We start from the raw sequence: 25,718 nt of genomic DNA, 5'->3' as shown, positions 1-25,718 counted from the left end.
GGACTACTATGGCCCTTAGTAGTCCCACGTCGCGCTCCGTATTCACGGGTGACCCCATGTAATTTTGAGGGCCTGCACTAATTAGGCCTGCCTAACTAGCAAGCGGTCAACCGCGCGACAAAGATGAAACTGTTGCGAGAGGAGTCCTGCGATGAGCACTGTGGACAGCTTCGGTTCAAAAGGCAAACTTAATGTAGCCGGAACCGAATACGAAATTTTCCGGTTGAACTCCGTTGAAGGTGCAGAAAACCTTCCGTTCAGCCTCAAGGTATTGCTTGAAAACCTGTTGAGGACCGAGGACGGCGCGAACATCACTGCCGATCACGTTCGCGCCTTGGCAGGCTGGGATCCTGATGCCCAGCCAGATACAGAAATCCAGTTCACGCCTGCCCGCGTGATCATGCAGGACTTCACCGGCGTCCCCTGCGTGGTGGACCTGGCGACGATGCGCGAAGCGGTCAAGGAACTCGGTGGCGACCCCAAGCGGGTCAACCCCCTCGCTCCTGCGGAAATGGTCATCGACCACTCCGTTCAGATCGACGCCTTCGGCAACTCCGGCGCACTGGAGCGCAACATGGAGATCGAATACCAGCGGAACGGCGAGCGTTACCAGTTCCTCCGCTGGGGCCAGACGGCGTTCGATGACTTCAAGGTTGTTCCCCCGGGAACCGGCATTGTGCACCAGGTCAACATCGAGTACCTGGCCCGCACGGTCATGACCCGCGAAGTTGACGGCGCACTGCGTGCCTACCCCGACACCTGCGTCGGCACCGACTCGCACACCACCATGGTCAACGGCCTGGGTGTCCTGGGCTGGGGCGTTGGCGGCATCGAAGCCGAGGCTGCCATGCTGGGCCAGCCCGTGTCCATGCTGATCCCGCGCGTCGTTGGCTTCAAGCTGACCGGGTCCATCCCCGCCGGCGCCACCGCCACCGACGTGGTGCTGACCATCACCGAGCAGCTGCGCAAGCACGGTGTTGTGGGCAAGTTCGTGGAATTCTACGGCGAAGGTGTTGCAGCGGTGCCGCTGGCCAACCGCGCCACCATCGGCAACATGAGCCCGGAATTCGGTTCCACGGCCGCAATGTTCCCGATCGACGACGTCACATTGGACTACCTGCGCCTCACCGGCCGCTCGGACGAAAACGTGGCGCTCGTGGAGTCCTACGCCAAGGAACAGGGCCTCTGGCACGATCCTTCCCGCGAGATCAAGTTCTCCGAGTACCTCGAGCTGGACCTGTCCACGGTTGTTCCCTCCATCTCCGGCCCGAAGCGTCCCCAGGACCGCATTGAGCTGACCGATGCCAAGGAACAGTTCCGCAAGGACATCCACAACTACGTCGCCATCGAAGACGGCAGCGTCGACGAGTCCCTGGACGAGTCGTTCCCGGCCTCGGACGCCCCGTCCTTCACGCACGCCGACTCGCACACCACCGAGACCAGCCGTGTTGTGTCCGCTGCGAACGGCGCCCACGGGCGTCCGTCCAACCCGGTCCACATCAAGACTGAAGACGGCCGCGAGTTCGAACTGGACCACGGCGCAGTTTCGATCGCGTCGATCACGTCCTGCACCAACACGTCCAACCCGTCCGTCATGCTTGCCGCCGCACTGCTGGCGCGCAACGCCGTCGACAAGGGCCTGACGTCCAAGCCGTGGGTCAAGACCTCCGTTGCCCCCGGTTCCAAGGTTGTCACCGACTACTACGAGAAGTCCGGCCTGACGCCGTACCTGGAGAAGCTTGGCTTCTACATCGTGGGCTACGGCTGCGCCACCTGCATCGGCAACTCCGGCCCGCTGGACGCCGAAATCTCCGAGGCCATCCAGGCCAACGACCTCTCCGTCACCGCGGTGCTTTCCGGTAACCGCAACTTCGAAGGCCGGATCAACCCGGACGTCAAGATGAACTACCTGGCTTCCCCGCCGCTGGTCATCGCCTACGCCCTGGCCGGTTCCATGGACTTCGACTTCGACACCGACTCCCTGGGCAAGGACGAGGCCGGCAACGACGTCTTCCTGAAGGACATCTGGCCCAACCCGGTCGAGGTCCAGCAGGTCATCGATTCCTCGATCGACAAGGACATGTTCGCCCGCGGCTACGAGGGCGTCTTCGACGGCGACGACCGCTGGAAGGCACTCGACACCCCCGCCGGCGACACGTTCTCCTGGGATCCGAACTCCACGTACGTCCGGAAGCCCCCGTACTTCGAGGGCATGAAGGCGCAGCCGGAACCCGTCCAGGACATCTCCGGCGCACGCGTGCTGCTGAAGCTGGGCGACTCGGTCACCACCGACCACATCTCCCCGGCAGGTTCCTTCAAGTCGGACACCCCGGCCGGCCAGTACCTCCTGGCCAACGGTGTGGAGCGCAAGGACTTCAACTCCTACGGCTCACGCCGTGGCAACCACGAAGTCATGATCCGGGGCACTTTCGCGAACATCCGCATCAAGAACCAGATCCTGGACGGCGTCGAGGGTGGCTTCACCCGCGACTTCACCCAGGCTGACGGCCCGCAGGCATATGTCTACGACGCCGCGCAGAACTACCAGGCAGCCGGCACTCCGCTGGTGGTCCTGGCTGGCAAGGAATACGGTTCCGGATCCTCGCGTGACTGGGCAGCGAAGGGCACGGCGCTCCTGGGCGTCAAGGCCGTCGTCGCCGAAAGCTACGAGCGCATCCACCGCTCCAACCTGATCGGCATGGGCGTCCTGCCCCTGCAGTTCCCGGCTGGGGAATCCGCAGCGACCCTGGGCCTGACCGGCACGGAAACCTTCTCGGTTGAGGGCGTCACCGCCCTGAACGAAGGCACCACGCCCAAGACCCTCAAGGTCACGGCCACCGCTGAAGACGGCACCGCCAAGTCCTTCGATGCCGTCCTGCGCATCGATACCCCGGGCGAAGCCGACTACTACCGCAACGGCGGCATCCTGCAGTACGTCCTGCGCCAGATCTCCGCCAACTAGCGGGTTTCTGCTCCAGGCAAGCATTCCCCGAAGCCCCGGCCGGTCACCGACCAGCCGGGGCTTCGGCTTTTGATTTGAGCCGAGGCGTTAGAGTTAACAGGCACGTCTACCACCTGAAGGAGGGGTCATTTGGGACTCTTGGACGCCATCCGGAATCCGCAGGACCTGAACGGGTTGTCCGAAAAGCAGCTGCCCGAACTCGCTGCTGAGATCAGGAGCTTCCTGATCACGAACGTCTCCCAGACAGGCGGACACCTCGGCCCCAACCTTGGGGTGGTTGAACTGACCCTTGCTGTGCACCGCATTTTCGACTCGCCCCGCGACAGCATCGTCTTCGACACCGGCCACCAGTCGTACGTGCACAAGCTCCTCACCGGACGCCAGGACTTCAGCACGCTCCGCCAGGAGGGCGGTCTCTCCGGCTACCCGTCCCGCGCCGAATCCGAGCACGACATCGTGGAAAGCTCCCACGCTTCCTCGTCCCTTTCCTGGGCGGACGGCATCTCCCGCGCACGGCAGCTCACCGGGGAAGGCGACCGCTACACCGTCGCCGTCGTCGGCGACGGCGCCCTGACCGGCGGCATGGCCTGGGAGGCCATCAACAACATCGCAGCCGACAAGCGCCGGCGCGTGGTGATTGTGGTCAACGACAACGGCCGCTCCTACGCGCCCACCGTGGGCGGCTTCGCCGACTACCTCGCCTCGCTGCGTCCCACTATCGACTCCTTCCGCGCGGCCCCCGCCTACGAGGGCACCCTGGACTGGTGGAAGAAGAAGCTCCAGAACGGCGGCCCCGTGGGGCAGTTCACCTACAAGAGCCTGCACGCCATGAAAAAGGGCATCAAGGACTGGTGGGCGCCGCAGGGCATGTTCGAGGACCTCGGCATGAAATACATCGGCCCGGTGGACGGGCACAACCTCCAGGCCATGGAGCACGCGCTGTCCACCGCCAGGAACTACGCCGGCCCCGTCATCGTGCACGCCATGACTGAAAAGGGCCACGGCTACGCCCCCGCCCGCGCCCACGAAGCCGACCAGTTCCACGCCGTGGGCATCATCGACCCGGAAACGGGCGAACCCACCGGCGCTGCCGGCGCCCAGTCCTGGACATCGGTCTTCGCCGATGAGATCGCGGACATTTCCGATGAGCGGGCCGACATTGTCGGCATCACCGGGGCCATGCTCATCCCGGTGGGCCTGCACAAGTTTGCCGCGAGGCACCCGGACCGCGTTATCGACGTCGGGATTGCCGAACAGCACGCCCTGACCTCCGCCGCCGGCATGGCCTTCGGCGGCCTCCACCCCGTCGTTGCCGTTTACGCCACGTTCCTGAACCGTGCGTTCGACCAGCTCCTGATGGACGTTGCCTTGCACAAGGCCGGCGTCACCATCGTCCTGGACCGCGCCGGCGTGACCGGCCCGGACGGCGCAAGCCACCACGGCATGTGGGACATGTCCATGGTGCAGATCGTGCCGGGACTCCACCTTGCCGCGCCGCGGGACGCGTCCAGGCTGCGGGAGGAACTCCGCGAGGCCGTTGCCATCAACGACGCCCCCACCGTGGTCCGGTTCTCCAAGGGCACCGTGGGTGCCGAGGTTGAAGCCATCGAACGGCTAAGCGACGGCGTGGACGTGCTGGCCCGCCGGCCGGCCGGGTCCACCGAGAACGACGTCCTGATCGTCAGCGTCGGAGCCATGTCCGAACTGGCCCTGGACGTCTCCAACCGCCTTGGGGCGCAGGGAATCAGCACCACCGTGGTGGACCCCCGCTGGGTGCTGCCCGTGCGCCGTTCCATCATTGCCCTTGCCTCCCACCACCGCCTGGTCATCTGCATCGAGGACGGCGTCCGCGCCGGCGGTGTCGGGTCCCGGATCCGGCAGGAAATGCGCGCCGCCGGGGTGGACACCGCCCTGAACGAGGTTGGCCTGCCGGTTGAGTTCCTCGACCACGGCACCAGGAGCCAGGTGCTGGATCGCGTCGGCCTGACCGCGCAGCAGATCACGCACGACGTCGTCGCGCAGGTTCTGGGAACAAAGGTCCCCTTTGCCCGTCCCCTCCCGGGCCAGGAACACCCCACCACCGGCAGCCTTCCGATTCTGTGAGGGAAGAAGACGCACTGAAGTACCCGGGCGCCGCGGGGGATTCCGGCCCGGCCATGCACACCAGTACCACCCGGGTTCCGGGCCGGCTGCAGCCCGGCCAGCTGGTGGTGGCCCGGAACCGCAAATGGAACGGCAAGGCCCACTGGGTGGTCCCGGGACGCTACCTGGGCGAAGACCGGCACGGCTGGTGGATTTTCCAGGGGACCAACGAGTTCTGCTCCCGGCCCGGCGCCGCGTTCTACACCCAGTCCGATGCCGTGCTGCTGGTGCCGCGTTCCGGCGACTGGGTTGCCACGTTCTACGACGACGCCCACCCCAGCGGCGTCCGCGTGTACGTGGACCTGGCCGTTGCCCATGAATGGACGGACATCCGGCCTGCGGTCACCGAGTTCCACGTGATCGACATGGACCTGGACGTCATCCGCATGGCCGGCCGCGGCGTCTTCATCGATGACCAGGACGAATTCGCGGACCACCGGATCGCCATGAACTACCCGGACCGGCTGGTTGACGACATCCAGGCCGCCGCAGAAGAGCTTTACCAGGCCGTCAAGGCACAGCACGCACCGTTCGACGGGACAGACGTCGAATGGTTCACGAAGGGACGGTCATGAGCGGAATCATCAGGGTCTACAAACGGGACGACGAGGGAGTGCTGCACTTCCGCGAAGGCTGGTACGACGAGGACTACAGCCAGTTCGTGATGAACTACGGTGTTGTGGGCCACCAGAGCAGGACCGAGGAGACCGACGTCGCCGATGCCGCCGCGGTAGAGGGCCTCATGGATGCCTTCGCCGTGCAGTGCGCGGAGGACGGCTACGCCGAAATCCCCGACGAGGAGCAGTTCTGGGTGGTGGCCCAGTTCGCCCTCAAAACCAAGGACGGCACCGACCGGGACCGCTACCTTGAGGAAAAGGCGAAGGACGCCCTCATCAGCCACCTGGCCTGGCGCGGGCTGGGCACCGTTGAACGCTCGGAGTTCAGCGACTACAAGCTGAACATCTTCTGCCTGTGCCCCGAGGTCAACAAGGCCGTCAATGCCATCAAGGTCTGCAGCCGCGGCGAGGACCTGGACTTCACCAAGCTCAGCATCGGTGCCGCATCCTTCACCGAACCGGACAACTTCAAGCTCAAGCACTCGGCGAAGCCCGCCAACAGCTTCAGCCTCTAGGGAGGACATCCATGACTGAATATCGACGCCTCGGAAACTCCGGCCTTACCGTCTCCGTCGTGGGACTGGGCTGCAACAACCTGGGCCGTGCGCATACGGCCACCGAGTCCCAGGAGGCCACCGACGCCGTCGTCCATGCCGCCCTCGACGCCGGCGTGACGCTGTTCGACGTGGCCGACACCTACGGGCGCGAGCCCGGCCTGAGCGAAACCATGCTGGGGAAGGCCCTGGCCGGCCGGCGGGATGAGGCCGTGGTGGCCACCAAGTTCGGGATGGACATGCGCGGGGCCAACGGCCGTGACTTCGGGGCCAGGGGCTCGCGCAGCTACATCATCCGGGCCGCGGAGGCGTCGCTGCGGCGGCTAAACACCGATTGGATCGACCTTTACCAGTTCCACACTCCGGACCCGCTGACACCGATCGACGAAACGCTGTCCGCACTGGATGACCTGGTCAGCAGCGGAAAAGTCCGGTACATCGGGCACTCCAACCGCGCCGGCTGGCAGATCGCCGAAGCCGAGTTCGTGGCCCGCGCCGCCGGCGGCACACGGTTCATTTCCACCCAGAACCACTACAACCTGCTGGACCGGCGCGCCGAGCAGGAGGTCACGCCCGCAGCCGAGGCTTACGGCCTTGGCGTCCTGCCGTACTTCCCGCTGGCCAACGGGCTCCTGACCGGAAAGTACTCGCCGGACACGGCGCCGGAGGGGACACGCCTCAGCCACACCCGCACCCACCTGGTGCACGACGCCGACTGGGGCCAGCTCAAGCGGTTCAGCGCCTTCGCAGACCAGCGCGGCCTGTCCGAGATCCAGGTGGCGTTCTCCTGGCTCGCCGCCCAGCCGTCGGTGAGCAGCGTGATCGCCGGTGCCACCAGGCCCGAACAGATCCGGCAGAACGCGGAGGCCGTGGCATGGGTGCCGACGCCCCAGGAGCTTGCCGAGCTCGATGACATTTTCCCCAAAGTTCCCAAAGTCGCACTCTTCTAGGCGGCTGCACCGATGACCAGGCTCCTGCTGGACGTGGATACCGGGATCGACGACGCCCTGGCTCTGGCTTATCTGTCGTCGTTGCCGGACGTGGAGTTCGTGGCCGTGACGGCATCCCCGGGAAACGTGGACGCACACCAGGTGGCGCGCAACACCCTCGCCATGCTGGAGCTGTGCGGACGCACCGGAGTGGAGGTCGCCGTCGGTGCGGACGTTCCGCTGTCCATCCCGCTGGTGACCACGCCGGAAACCCACGGACCCCAGGGCATTGGCCACGCCGTCCTGCCGGCGCCGTCCGGGACGGTCTCGGAGCGGCACGCCGCCGACGTCTGGGTGGAGGCGGCACGGGCCCACCCGGGGGAGCTGACGGCGCTCATCACGGCGCCTCTGACCAACTTTGCCCTGGCCATCCGGCGCGAACCGCGGCTGCCCGAACTGCTGGGCAAGGTGGTGATCATGGGCGGCAGCTTCTATCACCAGGGGAACACCACTCCGACCGCCGAATGGAATACGCACGTTGATCCGCAGGCGGCCAAGGAAGTTTATGCGGCGTACCGCGGTTTGCCGGTGAACCGGCTGCCCATTGTCTGTTCACTGGACACCACTGAGCGGATCGAGCTGCGGCCTGAGCATGTGCTGCGGCTCGCGGAGGCGGCCGGCTGCAGTGAGCGGGAGCTGGTCCTGCCGAAGCAGCCTGAAGGGCTTCGAAGCACGGCCGACAGTCCGCTGGTCCGGCACCTGTCCGATGCCCTGCGCTTCTATTTCGAGTTTCACCGCCTCTACGGACAGGGCTACGTGGCGCACGTCCACGATTACTTCGCCGCCGGCGTGGCCGCCGGGACGCTCGATTACGCAACCCGCCTCGCCACCGTGGACGTGGAGGTTGACTCGCCCCTGCTGATGGGGACCACGGTGGCCGATTACCGGAACCTGTGGAAGCACCCGCCCAACGCCCGGATCGTCTCGGACAACAAGCCTGAGCAGGCCTTCGGGGAACTCATCCGGTCCGTCGGCGGCCTCGCCGCCCGGCTGCGCTGAGCGTCGGCCCGGCACTCACCCGCCAGCCCTACAGCGGGGCGTCGCCCGGCAGGTCCACGTCAAGGGCCAGCAGGGCGTTCTCCACCACCTCGGTCAATGCCGGGTGGATCCAGTAGGGACCGCGGGCCAGCCTGTGGACCGGCACGTCCGTGGCCATCGCCTGGACCAGCGGCTGGATGAGGATGGAGGCTTCGTGGCCCATGATGTGCGCACCGAGCAGGCGCCCGGTGGACTTTTCCGCCACAAGCTTGACCACGCCTTCCTCATCCTCCATGGCCCAGCCGTAGGCCGTACTGCCGTAGTCCTGGACCGCCGTGACAATCTCCGTTCCCGCCGGGGCCTGCGACCTGGCGTCCTCCTCCGTCAGTCCCACCGAGGCCACCTGGGGATTGGAGAACACGGCAAACGGCACGGCCGTGTAGTCGATGGACCGGGGCCGGTCCGGGTGTTCGAGGTTGTGCGCCACCACCCGGGCTTCCCGGTTGGCGACGTGCTTGAGCTGGTAGCTGTTCGCGATGTCACCCAGGGCGTACACACCCTCTGCGGGCTTGCCGCCGGAGAGGACCCTGAGGTTGCCGTCCACGGAGAGGGTACCGTCCTCATCCAGGTCAAAGCCGGCAGCGTCCACGCCCAGCCGGTCGGTGTTCGGCACCCGCCCGGTGGCCATCAGGACAATGTCCGCGGCCACGCGCAGCGGCTTGCCGCCGTCATCGGAGAACACCACGGTGACCGAGCCGTCAGCGTTGTCTTCCACGGACAGGAGCGCATAGCCCAACTCCAGGCGCCAGCGGCCGGCGGCAGCCTCCGCGAAGCGCCCGGCGATCTCCCGGTCGTTGCCGCGGAGCAGCCGCCGGGAACGGTTTACCTGGGTGACGGCGGCGCCGAAACCGTGGAACACTGCGGCGAACTCCGCCGCGATGTAGCCGCCGCCGACGATCACCACCCGCTCCGGCAGGCCATCAATGCGCATGACCGTATCGGAGGTGTGCACTTGCGGCAGGCCGATCCCCGGGACGTCGGGGAGCACGGCGCGTGAGCCGGCGGCCACCACCACCCGGTCCGCGCTGAGCTCCACGCCCGTGTCGGTGACGAGCGTCCGGGGACCCGTGAACCGTACGTGTTCCTGGTAGAGGTCCACGTTGTCCAGTTCATCGGCCCGGTACCGCCGGCCGGACTCGGAAATCGAATCGATCCGGCCAAAGATCCTGTCCCGCACGTCATTCCAGTGCACCTTGTCCAGGCTCAGGTCCACACCGAGGCGGCCGGCTTCCCGGGGCGTGGCAGCCAGTCCGGCCGGATAAACGAACATCTTGGTGGGGATGCACCCGACGTTCAAACACGTGCCGCCGAACACCCCGCCGTCGATCATTGCCACTTTCTTGCCGTCCCAGAACGGGGTGATCAGCGAATTGCCGGATCCGGAGCCGATGATGGCCAGGTCGTAATGGGGCATGGATCCGTCTTTCGTGAGGTCGCAGCGGTCAGGTCAACAGTGGGCACGGCGGGCATTGGCGGCCCGTCCAGTGAGTCTATGGCAGCCGCGGGTCCACACCGGAACAGCGCTTTCGACGGATAGCCGCCCGGTAGACTGAACCGCGGACCGGCCGGCCACTCCTGCCGCGCTGCCGCCGAGGTGACATAGGCGGCGATCCGCACCGCCCGGGCATGCCGGGCCAGCTACGAACCTTCGAAGGAACGCCATGTCATCGCCCACCCTCACGCTGGAATCCCCGACGCCGGCCGCCGCCCGGAAGCGCCGGCTGCTGGAAATCCTCGGTGCCCTGGCCATCGCCGGCACGTACGTCTACCTGGTCCTCAACCAGCCCGCCGACATCACCGGCGGCCCGGGCAGCGCGTCGGCACTGATTGCACTCTCCGGGTTCCTCGCGGGCGCCGTCCTGCTGGTTGTGGCCGTCCTTCCGACCCTTCCCGTCTCCACACTGGTCCTGATTCCCGTGGCCCTGGTGCTCAACATCGTGCTCGGCCAGTTCGTCGGCAGCACGCTGGTGCCCTTCTACCTGGACGCCATCGGCACCGTGCTGATCGCCGTCCTCGCCGGACCTGCCGCGGGGGCCGCCACAGGCGCGCTCAGCAGCATCGTCTGGTCCTTCTTCAACCCGACCGTCCTGCCCTTCGCCGCCGGTGCCGCCCTGATCGGCTGCCTGGCCGGCCTGGCCGCCCGGTACGGCCTGTTCCGCCGCTTCTACCTGGCCCCGGTGGCGGGCTTCCTGACCGGCATCATCGGCGGCGTTGTCTCCGCCCCCATTGCCGCGTTCGTCTTCGGCGGCACGTCCGGCCTGGCCACCGGCGCCATCGTGAGCGCCTTCCGCTCCATGGGGGACACCCTGCTGGCCGCCATCACCAAGCAAGCCCTGATCTCCGACCCCATGGACAAGGCCATCGTCTTCACCTTGGTGGCAGTCCTGGTCTACGCCCTGCCGCGCCGCACGCGCCTGCAGTTCCCCTTTGTCAGGCGCCACCGTGTGCTGGCCGGGGCCGGCCAGCCCAAGGGCAGGTCCACCGGCCACTCCGCCGGCCAGGGTTCCTGACCAGGCCCTGATGCGCCTCCATCCCTTCACCTCACTGGCCGCTGCCGGCAGCACGGCAGTCATCACGACGGCGGCGGCGAACCTGCCGCTGTCGCTCGCGGTGATCGCCGGGACAGCAGGCCTGTCGGTCGCCGGGGGAGCGGGACGCCGGATGGCGCCGGCAGCGGCCGGGATATTGGTTCCGCTGGTGCTGTCGCTGTTCATCCTGCATGGACTCTTCTTTCCCGAAGGCACGTCCGTCCTGGCGCAATGGGGCCCGGCGCGGGTCACTGCGGAAGGACTGCACTTTGCCCTGGAGCGGGCTGCCCAGCTCTCAGCCGCAGTGCTGGTGCTGCTGCTGTGTTCCTTCACCATCAGCGTCCCGGACCTGGTGGCCGCCCTGTCCGCCCGCGGCGTCCACGCCCGGTTCGCCTTTGTGCTCGCCTCCACACTGACCCTGCTGCCGGCCATCAGCACGCGCGCAGCGCGGATCCGCCAGGCGCAGGAAGCCCGCGGCCTGGTGATCACCGGCGGCGTCTTCCGGCGGCTGGCCGCTTTCCGATGGCAGGCCATTCCGCTTGTCCTGTCGCTCGTGGAGGACGCAGGCACCCGCGCGGCAGCCATTGAGGCCCGCGGTTTCGGGAGTGCCGGGCCCCGGACCAGTTACCGGGAGGTTCCGGATCCGCCCCTGCAGCGCCGGCTCCGCCTGGTCCTCCTGCTCGGAGCCGCCGCGGCAATCGCTCTCCGCCTCTGGCAGCCGACGGCGGGTGCTTGAGGATGGCGGAACGCTCCACCCCCGCGCTGGCCGCCGGGATCGACACGTTCACGTACCCCGGCGACGCGGCGCCTGTCCTTGACGGCGTTGGCCTGTCCCTCGCTGCGGGGACGCTGACAGCAGTGCTGGGCGGTTCCGGCAGCGGAAAATCAACCCTGGGACGCCTGCTCGCCGGCTGGCTGGTTCCCGGCACCGGCGGGACCCTGTCCGGGTTCCTTGACCTGGGCGGCACCAGGCTGCGGTTCACCGGAGGGGCCGCCGATCCGCGCATCGACCCCGCCATCTGGGGCCGCCGTGTGGGCTTCGTGCCGCAGGACGCCGCCGCGGCCCTGTCCACAGTCCGTGCAACCGTGGCCGAAGAATTTGCGTTCGGGCTGGAAAACGCCGGAGTGGAACGTGCCGCAATGGAGGAAGCTGTCCGGCGTACGGCGTCACAGACCGGCCTGGCCCACCTGCTGGACAAGGATCCCGCAACGCTCTCCGGCGGGCAGTTGCGCCGCCTGGCCATCGGATCCGCCGTCATTTCCGGCCCCGCAGTGCTGGTGATGGATGAACCGTTGGCTTCCCTCGACCGGTCAGGGGCGGAGAACCTCGCGGACCTGGTGCGGAACCTCGTGACGGCCGGCACCGCCGTCGTGGTCCTGAGCCAGCGGGCAGATGACCTGCTGCTGGACGCCGATACCTGGCTGCTGCTCGAGGGCGGCACTGTGGCACTGTCAGGCACCCCGGCCGGGGTCTCCGCTGCCGGGGTGCTGGAGGCCGCCGGCGTGGTTTGCGCGCGGCCATCCGCCGGATCCAACGGCCTGCCGCCGGGGTGCGCTGCACCGGTATCCGGCCCGGCCGCCCTGGAACTGCGGGACGTCTCTTTTGCCTATGGCCGCCGGCAGCGGCGGGCATGGGTGACATCCGTGCCGGAAGCCGCCGCTGCGCCAGTCCTTGACGGCCTCAGCCTGTCGGTTGGCGCCGGCGAGATCGTGGCCGTCACGGGAGCCAACGGCGCCGGAAAATCCACCCTGCTGCGGCACCTCAACGGCCTGCTCCAGCCCACGGCAGGCCTCGTCCTGGTCAACGGACGGAACATCGGCGGGCAACCCGCCGGGCGTGTCTCCGGGGAGGTGGGGCTGCTCTTCCAGCAGCCCCGGGACCAGCTGTTTGAGCGGACAGTGGAACGGGAAGTCCGCTTCGGCCTGGACCGGCAGCACCGGCGCACGGCGGCACCCGGCCGCGCCACGGACCATCACCATGGTGCGGCAACGGATGCGGCGGTACGTCAGGCCCTCGACGCGGTCGGCCTGGAGCATCTCGCCGGCCGGCACCCGGCAGAACTTCCGGCGTCGCAGCAGCGCCTGCTGGCCCTGGCCACCGTCCTTGCCCGCCGCCCGGCTGTCCTCGCCCTGGACGAACCCACCGTTGCCCTGGACGGACATGGACTGGCCACGCTCGACCGCGTGGTGCGCGGCGCCGCCGCGGAGGGCACCGCCGTCGTGCTGGTCACGCACGACCTCGACTACGCCCGGTCCATCGCGCACCGGACCGTGCACCTGGACTCCGGCCGCCTGCTGACCGCCGGCTGATTCCGCCAGCGGCTGGTTCCCCGGCCGCTGGCGGATTCCCTAGCTGTTGGCCGGTTCCGGGCTGGCTGGGTTCGGGCCAACCGACACCGCCGGGCCGGACGCGATGCCCGGCGCGAGGAAGCGCGTGCCGTTCACCCGTTCTGAGGCGCCCACGCGGTCCAGGTACGGCGTGATGCCGCCCAGGAACATCGGCCAGCCGGCGCCGAGGATCATGCACAGGTCGATGTCCTCGGGACCCGCCACCACGCCTTCGGCCAGCATCAGGCCGATCTCCTGGGCCAGGGCATCCTGGACGCGGCGCAGCACCTCCTCGCCGGTGGACGGCGACGTGCCGAAGGACATCAGCGACAGCGTGGAGTCCGGGATCTCCTGCGATCCGTCGGCGGCCGGGGCCCAGAGCGACTTCACGCCGTTGTCGATCAGCTTCTTCAGGTTGGCGGACACCGCAAAGCGGTCGCCGAATGCAGCGTTAAGGGACTCCTGGACGTGCTGCGCCACCGGCAGCCCCACCATGGCACCCAGCGCGAACGGGGTCATCGGCAGGCCCATGGGCCGCAGGGCGGTGTCGGCAATCTCTGCGGGGGTGCCTTCATCAAAGGCTGCGGTGACTTCACCCATCAGACGCAGCAGGATCCTGTTCACCACAAAGGCGGGGGCATCCTTGACCAGGACCGCCGTCTTCTTCAGGCCCTTGGCGAGCTCAAAAGCGGTGGCCAGGACGGCGTCGTCGGTCCGGGGCGCGCGCACGATTTCCAGCAGCGGCATCACGGCCACCGGGTTGAAGAAGTGGAAGCCGACCAGCCGCTCCGGGTGTTCGAGGTCAGCGGCCATGGCGGTGACGGACAGCGACGACGTGTTGGTGGCGAGGATGCAGTCCGGCGAAACGATCGCCTCCACCTCGGCGAACACCTGCTTCTTGACGTTCAGCTCTTCGAAGACTGCCTCGATGACAAAGTCGGCGTCCGCGAAGGCTTCCTTGGAGACCGATCCCGTCACCAGGGCCTTCGTCCGGTTGGCGGCGTCCTGGCTGATCCGTTTTTTGCTGAGGAGCTTGTCCACTTCGGCATGGACGTAGCCCACACCCTTGTCCACGCGGGCCTGGTCGATGTCCGTCATCACCACGGGGACCTTGAGCTGGCGGGCGAACAGGAGGGCGAGCTGGCTGGCCATAAGGCCCGCGCCCACAACACCGATCTTTGTGACCGGCCGCGCCAGTTTGCGGTCCGGTGCTCCGGCGGGCCGCTTGGAGCGCTTCTGGACGAGATCGAGGAAGGCGTACACCGTGGCCCGGAATTCGTCGGTCTGCATCAGCCCGGCGAGTGTTTCGCATTCAAGCTCAGCGGATTCCGCCTGCGTGATGGTGCGGTTGGCCTCGAGGATGTCCAGGACCCTGGCCGGGGCCGGGGACGCGTTGGACGTCTTGGCTTCCACCATCGTCCTGCCGGCTGCGACGGCGGCGGCCCACCTTCCGGCGACGCCGGGCTCGGCGGGGTCGACGGCGTTGGCCCGCTCCGGGACCACGTCGCCGGTGATGACCTTGGCCGCCCAGGCGAGGGACTGCTCCAGGAAATCAGCCGGTTCGAACAGGGCGTCGGCGATGCCGAGCCGGAACGCCTCCGGCCCGGTGAGGGTCCGGTTGTTGCTGAGCGGGTTCTCGATCATGACCTTGACCGCAGCCTCCGGTCCGATCAGGCGCGGCAGGATGTATACCCCGCCCCAGCCCGGAACCAGGCCGAGTGCAGCTTCCGGCAGGGCCAGCGCGCCGGCACCGGTGGACACGGTGCGGTAGGTGGACTGCATGGCGATCTCCAGGCCGCCGCCGAGGGCAACGCCGTTGATGAACGCGAAGCTGGGAACGCCCAGGTTGGCCAGGGTGCCGTAGACGTAGTGCCCGAGCTGGGCCATCCACAGGCCATGTTCGCGTTTCTCCAGCGACTTCACAGCGGAAAGGTCCGCCCCGGCGACGAGGAAGTACGGCTTGCCCGTCACTCCGACGCCCACGATCTCGCCGCGGGCGGCACGTTTCTTCAGCCCCTCCAGGACGGTGCCAAGTTCCACCAGGGTGTTGGGGCCCAGGGTGGTGGGCTTGGAGTGGTCCAGCCCGTTGTCCAGCGTGATCAGCGCGAACGTGCCGGGGCTGGATGTGCCGGGCAGGGCGGGAAGCGTGATGTCCCGGACGTAGGAGTGCGTCACGGTTTCGTGCGGGAAGAGTTCGGCAAACTGGCTGAAATCGGCGGCGCTCATGCTGCGGCTCCTTCGGTGGCGGCGGCGTCGGCTTGCTGGTGGGCGGTGGTACCGGCGGCGCCGCCGTAGTCGGCGTGGTGGGGGTTTTCCCAGATGACGGTGGCGCCCATGCCCAGGCCGATGCACATGGTGGTGATGCCGTACCGGACGGAGGGATCCTCCTGGAACTGCCGTGCCAGCTGGTTCATCAGCCGCACGCCGGAGGACGCCAGGGGGTGGCCCACCGCGATCGCGCCGCCGTACCGGTTGACCCGGGGATCGTCGTCGGAAATCCCGAAGTGGTCCAGGAAGCTCAGGACCTGCACGGCAAAAGCCTCGTTGATTTCGAAGAGGCCGATGTCCTCGATGCTGAGCCCGGCGTTCTTCAGGGCCTTTTCGGTGGCCGGCACGGGGCCGATTCCCATCACTTCGGGTTCGACGCCGGCATAGGCGTAGCTGACCAGCCGCATTTTGACCGGCAGGCCAAGCTCGGCGGCGGCTTCGGCGGACGCGAGGAGCGCGGCGGTGGCGCCGTCGTTCAGGCCTGCGGCGTTTCCTGCCGTGACCCGGCCATGGGCCCGGAACGGCGTGCGGAGTGCGGCCAGGTCCTCGAGCGTGGTGCCGGGCCGCGGCGGCTCGTCAACGATGTTCAGGGTCCATCCTTCCCCCGGCTTGAGCGTGGCCACGGGCACCAGGTCGGGCTGGATCTGGCCGTTGCCGTAGGCGGCAGCAAGCTTGTCCTGTGAGGAGACGGCGTATGCGTCGGTGCGGTCCTTGGTGATGGCCGGGAAGCGGTCGTGCAGGTTCTCGGCCGTGTTGCCCATGTTCAGTGCGGCAGGATCCACCAGGCGCTCGGACATAAAGCGCGGATTGGGGTCGGCGCCGGAGCCCATCGGGTGGTTGCCCATGTGCTCCACACCGCCGGCAATCACGACGTCGTAGGCGCCGAAGCCGATGCCGCTGGCCGTGGTGGTCACAGCGGTCATGGCGCCGGCGCACATGCGGTCGATGGCGAATCCGGGGACTGAGCGGGGGAGGCCGGCCAGGAGCGCCGCGGTACGCCCCAGCGTCAGGCCCTGGTCACCGGTCTGGGTGGTGGCAGCGACGGCCACCTCGTCCACGCGTGCGGCAGGCAGCGACGGATTGCGGCGAAGGAGTTCGCGGATGCATTTGACCATCAAATCGTCGGCGCGGGTTCCGGCGTAGATGCCTTTTTCGCCGGCCCGGCCGAAGGGTGTGCGGACGCCGTCAACAAAAACGACGTCGCGGACAGTGCGCGGATTTCCGCTGCTTCCGTGGTGGCTCACGTATAACTCCTCATCGAGACGTTGGCGCCGGTCAGAGGCCAAAGGGCAGCACTGTTCCGGACGGCAGTGCACACTATGTTACTCGCCAGTAACTTAGTGTGCAAGGCTCGGCGGGGAGGCGTTTACTGGGCGGCCGGGGCGGCCTTAGGTTCCTTGGGCGGCAAGGGCTGGGGGTTCAGGAACGCCGCCGTAATGAGCGGAGCCACCAGTCCAACCTGCCATTCCCGGGCGCCCAGGGCGCGGAGTTCCCCGGCAACCGTTTCTTCGCTGATCTTTGCCGGCGGGCGCCAGGCGATGCGGCGCAGGTAATCGGGCGTCAGCAGGTTCTCCAGCGGGAGGTTGGTTTCCTCCGCCTTCTCCTGCAGGAGCGGCCGTGCAGTGGCGAGCCGTGCGGCCGCCTCGGGGTCCCGGTCGGCCCACACCCGGGGCGGGGGCGGGGCGTTGGTGGGCAGGTGCAGCGGGGGCAGGTCCGTCAGGTCACGTGCAGCCGCGATGCAGCGGAGCCAGCGCGGCGCTTCGCGCTGGGCCGCCCTGCCGTGGAAACCCTTGGTGCCGAGCAGCTGGGGAACGGTGGAGGGCATCGCTTTCGCGGCTGAGACGAGGGCGGAATCCGGGATGAGCCGGCCAGGTGCCACGTCCCGCTTCTGCGCCAGCGAATCGCGCTCCAGCCACAGCTCGCGGACCGCTGCGAGCTGGCGGCGGTCACGGATCTGGTGCAGGCCGGAGGTCTTGCGCCACGGGTCAACCCGGGGCGGGGCCACACCGGCCTCCAGGATGGCCGCGAATTCCTGCTCCGCGTATTCGAGCTTGCCGTCCGCCTCCAGCAGTTCGATGAGTTCCTCACGCAGCTCGGTGAGGACTTCCACGTCCAGGGCAGCGTACCGCAGCCAGGGTTCCGGCAGGGGGCGGGTGGACCAGTCGGCGGCGGAATGCTCCTTGGCCAGGCCGAAACCCAGCAGCTGCTCGATCACGGCAGCAAGCCCGACGCGGGGGAGTCCGGCGAGCCGCGCAGCCAGTTCCGTGTCGAAAAGCCTGTCCGGCCACATGCCCAGTTCCGACAGGCACGGCAGGTCCTGGCTGGCCGCGTGCAGGATCCATTCCACGCCCTGGAGGGCGTCGTTGATGATGGCCAGGTTTTCGAAGGGCTCGGGATCAATCAGCCAGGTGCCGGAGCCTTCGCGCCGGATCTGGACCAGGAAGGCGCGCTGGCCGTAGCGGAAACCCGAGGCTCGCTCGGCGTCCACTCCCGCGGGTCCGGTGCCGGCGGCGATGGCAGCGGCGCAGCGCTCCAGCCCGGACTGGGTTTCGATCACGAGGGGTACGCCGTCGCGCGGTGCGTCAAGGTCGATGACCACGGGGATGGGGCTGTCGAAGCCGTCCACCGTGATGTGGGGAGTGGTGTCAGCAGCCGGAGCGCCGGCTGTGGTGTTATCCGGAATGTGAGGGGTCATGGTGCCTTCAGTTTACCGACAAGGGGGTTCAGGGATTCCGGGCTAGTTCCGGCGCCGGTTCGGCAATGGCGATACCCCGTCCGGCAGCGGCGGCAGGCCGGCGAACGTGCAGACCATGTCCGACCACGCTTCCAGGTGGGCGGTGACGTCAGACGACGCCGGGGTCCAGGACGCGCGCAGTTCGATATCGATCGACCCGGGCCTGTCAGCAAGGGTTCCGAAGCTCTCCGAGAGGACCCGGGTGGCGGTGCCGCCGGCGGCGCGGTAGGGGGCCTTGTGGTTTTCGAGGGCCTCCACCAGCCAGGTCCAGGCGACTGTTCCCAGCATTTCGTCGTTGCCCATTTCCGGTTCCAGCTGTGCCCGGATGTAGGTCACGATCCGGAACTCCCCGTCCCACACGGCCGAGCCTTCGGGATCGTGCAGCAGGATGAACCGGCCGGTGGCCAGCTCGGTGTCCTCGTCGTCCCCGGTGCCTGCCGCCGCGGCCAGTGCCATTGCGGCGGGTCCATGGACGGGGGTGGTGGCGCCTGCGGAGCCGGAGGCCATGACCTCTGCGCCGAGCGCCACGGCAAAGGGCGCCAGGCGTGCCGGCGCCGGAATCTCAGCCAGCCGCAGCTCGCTGCGGCATTGTGCTTTCCTGAGGGTTCCCAAGGCGTGGAGAAACTCCGGGGGAACCTGGGCGAGTGCGTTCACCATCGCAGATTACGCAACGGCGGGGGAGAGCCTGTGCAGGCTCGCCGTCCGCCGCCCCATGCTACGTGGTGGTGCTGCCGGCGTTGTAGGCGGCCAGCTCCTTGCGGATCGCGGCCACGAACTCATCAATGTCCTCCTCGCTGGTATCGAACGAGCACATCCACCGGACTTCCCGGGCCGCTTCATTCCAGTCGTAGAAACGGAATGACTCCCGGAGCTTGTCCGCCACGCCCTCGGGCAGGACGGCGAACACTCCGTTGGATTCGGTTTCCTGCGTGGGCCGGACACCCTCGATGGTGTCCACCGCCGCGCGGAGGCGGGCCGCCATGGCGTTGGCGTGCGACGCCGAACGGAGCCAGAGGCCGTCCTCCAGCAGGGCGATGAACTGCGCGGACATAAACCGCATCTTCGAAGCCAGCTGCATGTTCATCTTGCGCAGGTAGACCAGGCCGTGGGCAGCCTCGGGGTTCAGGGCCACCACCACCTCGCCGAACAGCAGCCCGTTCTTGGTGCCGCCGAAGGAAAGGATGTCCACGCCGGCGTCGCGCGTGAACGCCCGCAGCGGCACCTGCAGGTGGGCCGCGGCGTTGGCCAGCCGGGCGCCGTCCATGTGGAGCTTCATGCCCCGGGCGTGGGCGTGGTCTGCGATGGCCCGGACCTCGGCCGGCGTGTAGCAGGTGCCCAGTTCGGTGGTCTGGGTGATGGAGACGGCCAGCGGCTGGGCGCGGTGCTCGTCGCCCCAGCCCCAGGCCTCCCGGTCGATGAGTTCCGGCGTCAGTTTCCCGTCCGGGGTGGGGACGTGCAGGAGCTTGATCCCGCCGATCCGTTCCGGCGCGCCGTTCTCATCCATGTTGATGTGGGCGGTGGAGGCGCAGATGACGGCGCCCCACCGGGGCAGCAGCGACTGGAGGGACAGGACGTTGGCGCCCGTTCCGTTGAACACCGGGAAGCTTTCGATGCCGGCGCCGAAGTGGTCCTCCAGGAGTTCGTGCAGCCGCGCCGTGTAGTCGTCCTCGCCGTAGGAGACCTGGTGGCCGTCGTTCGCTGCCGCGAGGGCGGCCAGGACCTCGGGGTGGACCCCGGAGTAGTTGTCCGACGCGAACCCCCGGACGGACGGGTCATGGAGGCGGCCGGCGGTGTGCGTGCCGGATTCGGCTGTGGTTGTCATTGCTTTGTTCACGCTTTCAGTCTAGGGAGGTCAGGTGGCCAGCAGCAGCCTGCGGCCGTTCAGCCCGGCAGCCGGCTGGCTGAACAGGCCAACGACGGCGGCAGCAAGGTCTTCGACGTCGGTGGCACCGGGAAACTTGCGCTCCGGATGCGCCCTGCGCATGTCCGCGTCCACCAGTGCCTTGACCACAAGTACGACGGCGGCACTTCCCGGGGCAGCGCTCGGGCCTTCAGTGCCGGGCGCGGCGCGGCCGAAGCCTTCCGCCATGGCCATGGTCCAGGTTTCGGCGGCGGCTTTCGCTGCCACGTAGCCGGCCGTCGCCGCCGTCGGGCGGTCCACCGCGGTGGAGGAGACCATGGCAAACCTGCCGGTTCCCGAGGCGGCGAGGTCGTCGTAGAAGACCCGGGACACGTTCCGGAGCGTGGTGATGGCAGCGCGCTCCAGGAAGTCCCAGTCGGCGTCGTCCTGGTCTGCAATGCCCTTCGCGCCGCGCCAGCCGCCCACGAGGTGGATGACGGCGTCCATCCGCCCGGCGGTGCCCGCCAGGGTCTCCCGGAGGGCGCGCACGGCGGCCAGGTCCGCAAGGTCGCACACGAGCGGTGTGACGCCGTCGCCCGCCTGCCTCGCCGCACCTTCGATGCGGGCCCGGTCCGAGCCGACAGTGAAGACCCGGTGCCCGGCCCGCCGGAGCGCCGACGCCACCGCGACGCCGGAGGCCCCGCTGCCGCCGGTGACCAGCACCTTCAGGGCGCCGCCCTGAGGAGCGCCGCCGGTATCCACCGCTTCGGTTTTCGTCACAGGGCGGAACTGCCCGTGATTCCGGCGGTGGATTCAATGACCGGTCGCATCTTCTTCTCCAGGGCTTCGTAGAACATGGACAGCGGGAATTCGTCGTCCAGCACCTGGTCCGTCAGGCCGCGCGGGGGACCGGAGAGCGGAAGTGCATCCGGGCCTTTGGCCCAGACCGAGGCCGGGTTGGGGGTTACCGTGCCGGAAATCAGCTGGTACGCGGCGAGCCAGTGCGCCGTTTTGGGCCGGTCGATGGAACGCCAGTACAGCTCATCGATCCTTGCGCCGAGGGCGATCACCGCTTCCGCCACCCGGTCCCAGTCGATGCTGAGCCTGCTGTCCGTCCAGTGCAGCACGTGCTGCTGGTGCAGCCACGCGAACAGCAGCTGGCCGCCCAGGCCGTCGTAGTTGCGGACCCGGCTGCCGGTGATGGCGAAGCGGAAGATCCGGTCGAAGATGATGGCGTACTGGACCAGCTTGGCGTGCCTGCGGGCAACGGGGCCGGCGTCGGCGTCCTTTTCAATCCGCACTGATTCGCGGAAAGCCGTGAGGTCGCAGCGAAGCTCTTCGAGCGAGTAGAGGAAGAACGGCATCCGCTGCTTGATCATGAACGGGTCAAAGGGCAGGTCGCCGCGCATGTGGGTCCGGTCGTGGATCAGGTCCCACATCACGAACGTCGCCTCCGCCAGTTCCTGGTCCTCCAGCAGCTCCGCGGCACCGGCCGGCAGTTCGAGGGACGTGATGTCCGCGGCGGCACGCAGGACACGGCGGAACCGGGCCGCCTCACGGTCCGCGAAGATGGCACCCCAGGTGAAGGTGGGGGTTGCGCGGACGGCAACGGTCTCCGGGAACAGCACGGCCGAGTTGGTGTTGTAACCGGCCGTGAAGTCCAGGAAGCGGATCGGCACAAAAAGCCGGTTGGAGTAATCCCCGGCCTCCAGCGCGGCGATGAATTCCGGCCAGATGACTTCGATCAGCACGGCCTCCACCAGCCGGCTGCTGCTGCCGTTCTGGGTGTACATGGGGAAGACCACCAGGTGCTGGAGGCCGTCCTCGCGCTGTTCCTGTGGCTGGAAGGCAAGCAGCGACGCCAGGAAATCCGGTACGCCAAAACCGGTCTGGGCCCAGGCCCGGAAATCGGCCGTGACAGCCGCGAGGTAAGCGGCGTCGTGCGGGAACCCGGGAGCCAGTTCCTCAATGGATTCAACGATTACGGCAACATGGCCCGCTGCGGCCGGATGCGTGTCCTGGTCGGGGACGGACCCGTCCTGGGCCTGGAGCAGTTGGAGTGACGTGGCAGCAGCCTTGAGCCGGAGCCAGCCTGGATTGTCGGCGGAAATCCTGGCGGGGGCAATGATCACGGTTTCGGTCATCGGAGGCTGCCTTTCTGGTTGCTTGGGCGTCTACGGCGAGCGTAGCAAGCAACCAGATTCCCTAACTCAAAATATGGCTGAGCATAAGAAACTCTCAAGCTCGAGTGCCGCAACTGCACGTCCAGCTCCAGCACGGGCGGTGGCTGGCCCGGCGCTTCCTGCCATCAGGACCCGGCGGTGTCCTGCTCCTGCGCGTCCTCGCGGGGGACGAGCTTCAGCGAGACGGAGTTGATGCAAAAGCGCTGGTCAGTCGGCGTTCCGTAGCCCTCGCCCTCAAAAACATGGCCCAGGTGCGAATCGCAATTGGCGCAGCGCACCTCCACCCGTTCCATGCCCAGGGTCCGGTCGTGGATATAGCGGACCGTGCCCTCCGCCAGCGGGGCCCAGAAGGACGGCCAGCCGCAATGCGAATCGAATTTCTCGTTGCTCGTGAAAAGCTCGGCGCCGCAGGCCCGGCACTGGTACACACCGGCCGTGTGGGTGTCCCAGTACTCGCCGGTGAAGGGCCGTTCGGTTCCGGCCTGGCGCAGCACGTGGTACTCCTCGGGCGTGAGTTCCTGCCGCCACTCGGCTTCCGACTTTCCGGTGCTGCCGGCAGGGTGGTCCGCAGGCAGCAGGTCCTGGGTGGCGTCCGTCGCCTTGTTGCCAAATATCTTGTTTCCGAAGATGCTCATGGCCTGTTCAACGCTCAGGAGTCACCGATAAATCCCGAGCCCGCATAAAGGTGCAGAACGGGAATGCCGAGCTGGTCCTGTGCCTTGCTGGCCCAGTCGGTGTGGAACGTGTCCGACACAGCGTGCGGGCGGGTGACCACCACGGCCTGCGTCACCCCAAGTTCCTTGACCTTGGCCACCAGCCCCTTGACGGCCCCGCCGTCCACCACCTCGCCGGTCACGCCGGCACCCAGCCCCTCGAGGGCGGCCAGCGACACCGCCAGGGTCTCGGCCGCTTCCGCGCGTTCGGATGCCGGATCCGGGGCGCGGCCGGCCAGCTCCCGGAAAGCCTTCGAAATTTCCAGCAGCGACAGATGCTCCAGGAAGTCCACCACCAGGTGGCGCTCCGTGTTGGCCGGCACCAGCACCACAAGGCGCGAGTCCGACCCGTTCACCAGCCGTTCTATGTTGACGCGGTCGTCCGCGCCCAGGGGTTCTTCGGTCAGGATGACGATGGGATCGCTCATGCCAACAGCCTAGTCCTGCGCCACTTCGCCTGCATCCATTTGCCCCGGTGCGGCCCGCCGTCCGGTGTCCGGCGGCTAAGTGGCGGAATATGGCCGGCGGGCCATTGGCAGTAAGAATGGACCCATGGCTTCTTCTACACGGACCCCTGCCCGAACGGCCGCCCCGGTCCCTGCTGCCGAGGCGGGGATGTCGCTCCGGGCCAAGTGGGCCATCGGCGGTGTCATCGGCGGCGGGGCCCTGGCCGGGCTGGTTGCCACCGGCTCCTCAGCCCTGGCCCTGTACTTTGCGCGGCGGGTGATCACCCCCGCACCGCGCAGGGTGTCGGACCAGGAAGTGCTGGCCGTGATTCGTGAAGGCGAGGGCCAGCAGGTCATCCTCGCGGCCACCCCGGACACCACCGTGGACGGTGTGTACGGGCTATTTTTCGACGGCGGCAAGGGCCACGCCCGGATCGGCCGCATCGTCTCCTACTCACCCGCGGAGCGCACGGTCCTCCGCGAAGTGGAGGCCGTCTACAGCGGCGATCTCAACACCGCCCACCGCGGCTGGTGGAGCGGCGCCATCCATCCGGACCCTGCCGCCGCCGGCCTCCCTGCGGAGGACGTCCTGATTGAGGTCGACGGCGGGCAGGCGCCGGCATGGCTTGTCCGGGCCGGCGGCACCCCACGCACCTGGGCAGTGATGGTCCACGGCCGGGGCGCCACCCGCCAGGAAGCCCTGCGGGCAGTCGGCCCGGCACTGGAACTCGGACTGACCAGCCTGCTGGTGTCGTACCGCAACGACGGCCTGGCGCCGTCGGCGGACGACGGACGCTACGGCCTGGGGTCCACGGAATGGCGTGACATCGAGGCTGCCATCGAATACGCGCTGGCGAACGGAGCCGAGGAGATCGTCCTCTTCGGCTGGTCCATGGGAGGCGCCATCTGCCTGCAGACCGCCGATCTGTCCAGGTACCGGCACCTGATCCGGGCTATGGTCCTGGACGCCCCCGTCATCAACTGGGTCAACGTCCTGGCCCATCACGCAGAGATCAACAGGATCCCGTCCCTGGTGGGACGCTACGGACAGCTGATGCTGGGCCACCCGCTGGGGCGCCGGCTCACCGGCCTGGCAGCACCGGTGGACCTGAAGGCCATGGACTGGGTCTCGCGGGCTGTTGAACTGCGCACGCCCACCCTGATCGTGCACAGCGTGGACGACGAATACGTGCCCTATGGCCCGTCTGCTCTGCTGGCCGAGCGCAACCCGGAAATGGTCACGTTCGAGACGTTCAACCACGCCCGGCACACGAAGGAATGGAATGTGGATCCCGCCCGTTGGGAGCGCCTGGTCAAGGCGTGGCTGCGGCAGCAGCTGGCGCCCAGGGTCAACCCGGGCCAAGCCGGATCTGCCGGATAGGGGGGAACCGGGTTCCTAGGCTTTGACGGTACCGATCGGGGCCGTCGCCGCGGACGTCAGGCGGATGAGGTCCGCGGGGGCCAGTTCGATATCGAGCCCTCGCCGGCCGCCGGAAACCAGGATTGTCTCAAGGGCCACTGCGCTGCTGTCTATGACAGTGGGGAAGGGCTGCCGCTGTCCCAGCGGCGAGATTCCGCCGAGCACATAGCCGGTCCGGCGTTCGGCCGCCTTGGGATCCGCCATCGCGGCCTTCTTCGCGTCCAGTGCGGCCGCGAACGCCTTCAGGTCAAGGTTCCCGCTGACCGGAACCACGCCTACTGCCAGCCGGCCTTCCACCTCCACCATCAGCGTCTTGAACACCCGGGCGGGGTCAATGCCGAGGGCTTCGGCGGCTTCCGTTCCGTAGCTTGCCGCGGACGGATCATGGGTATAAGGGTGCAGCACAAAGGGAACGCCGGCCGCGGTCAGAACCGCGGTGGCCGGCGTTCCCTGGGAAGTGCTTTTGCGCCCCATCTTTGTGGGTGCTGCCTAGCTGTGCAGCCGGGACGAGGCGGCGACCTTGCGCTTGATGCGGCCCAGCATGGCTGTCATGCCGCGCATCCGCAACGGCGTGATGGCCCGCGTCAGGCCCAGCAGTTCGGGCATATCGTCGGGAACCGACAGGATTTCCGCTGCGCTGAGCCCGTCGAGTCCCTCGTGGAGCACCCCGGCGAAACCCCGCGTGGTGGGGGCTTCGGGCGGCGCCTTGAAGTAGAGCCGGATGGCGCCGGCCGAACCGGCGTCGGGCTTTTCCGTCTCAATGGTCAGGAACAGCGGCGACTGGCATTCCACCACCTGCTCCAGGAGCTCGGGGTGGTCTTTCAGGCGGTCCGGCAGCTCCGGCAGCTCGCGCGAGAATTCGAGCAGCAACTGCAGCCGCTCGGGCTCTGTGAGCGCCTGGAAGTCGTCCACGATTTCCGCCAGCGAGGCGGGCAAGGCATGAGTAGTCATCTACT

At 67.8% G+C, this 25,718-nt stretch carries 22 protein-coding genes; 10 read left to right on the top strand and 12 right to left on the bottom strand.

Annotation, left to right across the window (positions count from 1 at the left end; genetic code table 11):
- The first annotated feature begins 151 nt into the window (after positions 1-151).
- From acnA to J2X42_RS09695, 6 genes are all read left to right on the top strand, one after another.
- Complete coding sequence (gene acnA / locus J2X42_RS09720) at positions 152-2,962, top strand: aconitate hydratase AcnA (protein ID WP_310164592.1); 2,811 nt, start codon at positions 152-154, stop codon at positions 2,960-2,962.
- Between the two features lie 129 nt (positions 2,963-3,091).
- Complete coding sequence (gene dxs / locus J2X42_RS09715; protein ID WP_310164591.1) at positions 3,092-5,065, top strand: 1-deoxy-D-xylulose-5-phosphate synthase; 1,974 nt, start codon at positions 3,092-3,094, stop codon at positions 5,063-5,065.
- Positions 5,062-5,679, top strand: coding sequence for a DUF402 domain-containing protein (locus tag J2X42_RS09710; RefSeq protein WP_310164590.1), 618 nt, complete (start codon positions 5,062-5,064; stop codon positions 5,677-5,679). Before dxs ends, J2X42_RS09710 begins: the two co-directional genes overlap by 4 nt.
- Complete coding sequence (locus tag J2X42_RS09705) at positions 5,676-6,236, top strand: hypothetical protein (RefSeq protein ID WP_310164589.1); 561 nt, start codon at positions 5,676-5,678, stop codon at positions 6,234-6,236. Before J2X42_RS09710 ends, J2X42_RS09705 begins: the two co-directional genes overlap by 4 nt.
- A gap of 11 nt (positions 6,237-6,247) precedes the next feature.
- The gene (locus tag J2X42_RS09700) at positions 6,248-7,225 is read left to right on the top strand and encodes an aldo/keto reductase (RefSeq protein ID WP_310164587.1); all 978 of its coding nucleotides are present in this window, start codon (positions 6,248-6,250) and stop codon (positions 7,223-7,225) included.
- Between the two features lie 12 nt (positions 7,226-7,237).
- Positions 7,238-8,263, top strand: coding sequence for a nucleoside hydrolase (locus J2X42_RS09695; protein ID WP_310164586.1), 1,026 nt, complete (start codon positions 7,238-7,240; stop codon positions 8,261-8,263).
- 28 nt (positions 8,264-8,291) lie between these two features.
- Here J2X42_RS09695 and J2X42_RS09690 read toward each other — a convergent pair whose 3' ends face one another.
- On the bottom strand, positions 8,292-9,716 hold the full coding sequence (locus tag J2X42_RS09690; RefSeq protein ID WP_310164585.1) for a mycothione reductase: 1,425 nt from the start codon (positions 9,714-9,716) through the stop codon (positions 8,292-8,294).
- A gap of 247 nt (positions 9,717-9,963) precedes the next feature.
- On the opposite strand from J2X42_RS09690, the gene J2X42_RS09685 reads away from it, so the two are divergent.
- From J2X42_RS09685 to J2X42_RS09675, 3 genes are read left to right on the top strand one after another with little or no spacing between them, the layout of a single operon-like run.
- The gene (locus J2X42_RS09685) at positions 9,964-10,812 is read left to right on the top strand and encodes an ECF transporter S component (RefSeq protein WP_310164583.1); all 849 of its coding nucleotides are present in this window, start codon (positions 9,964-9,966) and stop codon (positions 10,810-10,812) included.
- A 10-nt stretch (positions 10,813-10,822) separates the two neighbouring features.
- Positions 10,823-11,566: an energy-coupling factor transporter transmembrane component T gene (locus tag J2X42_RS09680; protein ID WP_310164582.1), complete on the top strand. Its 744-nt coding sequence runs from the start codon at positions 10,823-10,825 to the stop codon at positions 11,564-11,566.
- Between the two features lie 2 nt (positions 11,567-11,568).
- Complete coding sequence (locus J2X42_RS09675; RefSeq protein WP_310164581.1) at positions 11,569-13,140, top strand: ATP-binding cassette domain-containing protein; 1,572 nt, start codon at positions 11,569-11,571, stop codon at positions 13,138-13,140.
- A gap of 39 nt (positions 13,141-13,179) precedes the next feature.
- Here J2X42_RS09675 and J2X42_RS09670 read toward each other — a convergent pair whose 3' ends face one another.
- The 9 genes from J2X42_RS09670 to J2X42_RS09630 all read right to left on the bottom strand — a co-directional run bounded on the left by J2X42_RS09670 (position 13,180) and on the right by J2X42_RS09630 (position 23,324).
- Positions 13,180-15,384: a 3-hydroxyacyl-CoA dehydrogenase NAD-binding domain-containing protein gene (locus J2X42_RS09670; protein WP_310164580.1), complete on the bottom strand. Its 2,205-nt coding sequence runs from the start codon at positions 15,382-15,384 to the stop codon at positions 13,180-13,182.
- Positions 15,381-16,670: a thiolase family protein gene (locus J2X42_RS09665; RefSeq protein ID WP_310164579.1), complete on the bottom strand. Its 1,290-nt coding sequence runs from the start codon at positions 16,668-16,670 to the stop codon at positions 15,381-15,383. The genes J2X42_RS09670 and J2X42_RS09665 overlap by 4 nt, the downstream gene beginning before the upstream one ends.
- 122 nt (positions 16,671-16,792) lie before the next feature.
- Complete coding sequence (locus J2X42_RS09660) at positions 16,793-18,121, bottom strand: HRDC domain-containing protein (protein WP_310164577.1); 1,329 nt, start codon at positions 18,119-18,121, stop codon at positions 16,793-16,795.
- A gap of 42 nt (positions 18,122-18,163) precedes the next feature.
- Positions 18,164-18,817 (bottom strand): DUF3000 domain-containing protein, encoded by a 654-nt coding sequence (locus J2X42_RS09655; RefSeq protein ID WP_310164575.1) that lies wholly within the window; start codon positions 18,815-18,817, stop codon positions 18,164-18,166.
- A gap of 58 nt (positions 18,818-18,875) precedes the next feature.
- Positions 18,876-19,982, bottom strand: coding sequence for a low specificity L-threonine aldolase (locus J2X42_RS09650; RefSeq protein ID WP_310164811.1), 1,107 nt, complete (start codon positions 19,980-19,982; stop codon positions 18,876-18,878).
- A 30-nt stretch (positions 19,983-20,012) separates the two neighbouring features.
- Positions 20,013-20,780 (bottom strand): SDR family oxidoreductase, encoded by a 768-nt coding sequence (locus J2X42_RS09645; protein WP_310164573.1) that lies wholly within the window; start codon positions 20,778-20,780, stop codon positions 20,013-20,015.
- On the bottom strand, positions 20,777-22,144 hold the full coding sequence (locus J2X42_RS09640; protein WP_310164571.1) for a DUF6421 family protein: 1,368 nt from the start codon (positions 22,142-22,144) through the stop codon (positions 20,777-20,779). Before J2X42_RS09640 ends, J2X42_RS09645 begins: the two co-directional genes overlap by 4 nt.
- A gap of 164 nt (positions 22,145-22,308) precedes the next feature.
- Positions 22,309-22,818, bottom strand: coding sequence for a peptide-methionine (R)-S-oxide reductase MsrB (gene msrB / locus J2X42_RS09635; RefSeq protein ID WP_310164569.1), 510 nt, complete (start codon positions 22,816-22,818; stop codon positions 22,309-22,311).
- Positions 22,819-22,832: 14 nt separating this feature from the next.
- The gene (locus J2X42_RS09630) at positions 22,833-23,324 is read right to left on the bottom strand and encodes a hypothetical protein (RefSeq protein ID WP_310164568.1); all 492 of its coding nucleotides are present in this window, start codon (positions 23,322-23,324) and stop codon (positions 22,833-22,835) included.
- A 124-nt stretch (positions 23,325-23,448) separates the two neighbouring features.
- Here J2X42_RS09630 and J2X42_RS09625 point away from each other — a divergent pair, with 124 nt between their 5' ends.
- Positions 23,449-24,723 carry an alpha/beta fold hydrolase gene (locus tag J2X42_RS09625; RefSeq protein WP_310164566.1) on the top strand — a complete coding sequence of 425 codons (1,275 nt, stop codon included), beginning with the start codon at positions 23,449-23,451 and terminating at the stop codon, positions 24,721-24,723.
- Between the two features lie 15 nt (positions 24,724-24,738).
- Here the strand turns inward: J2X42_RS09625 and ybaK are convergent, their stop codons facing one another.
- Together ybaK and J2X42_RS09615 are read right to left on the bottom strand one after the other, a co-directional pair.
- Positions 24,739-25,236 (bottom strand): Cys-tRNA(Pro) deacylase, encoded by a 498-nt coding sequence (gene ybaK, locus J2X42_RS09620; RefSeq protein ID WP_310164564.1) that lies wholly within the window; start codon positions 25,234-25,236, stop codon positions 24,739-24,741.
- Positions 25,237-25,251: 15 nt separating this feature from the next.
- Complete coding sequence (locus J2X42_RS09615) at positions 25,252-25,713, bottom strand: SufE family protein (protein ID WP_310164562.1); 462 nt, start codon at positions 25,711-25,713, stop codon at positions 25,252-25,254.
- Positions 25,714-25,718 lie beyond the last annotated feature (5 nt).

The organism is Arthrobacter sp. BE255, from assembly GCF_031457335.1.
Taxonomy (GTDB): Bacteria; Actinomycetota; Actinomycetes; order Actinomycetales; family Micrococcaceae; genus Arthrobacter.
Note: the sequence above shows the minus strand (reverse complement) of the source record. Positions and strands in the feature narration are given on the sequence as shown.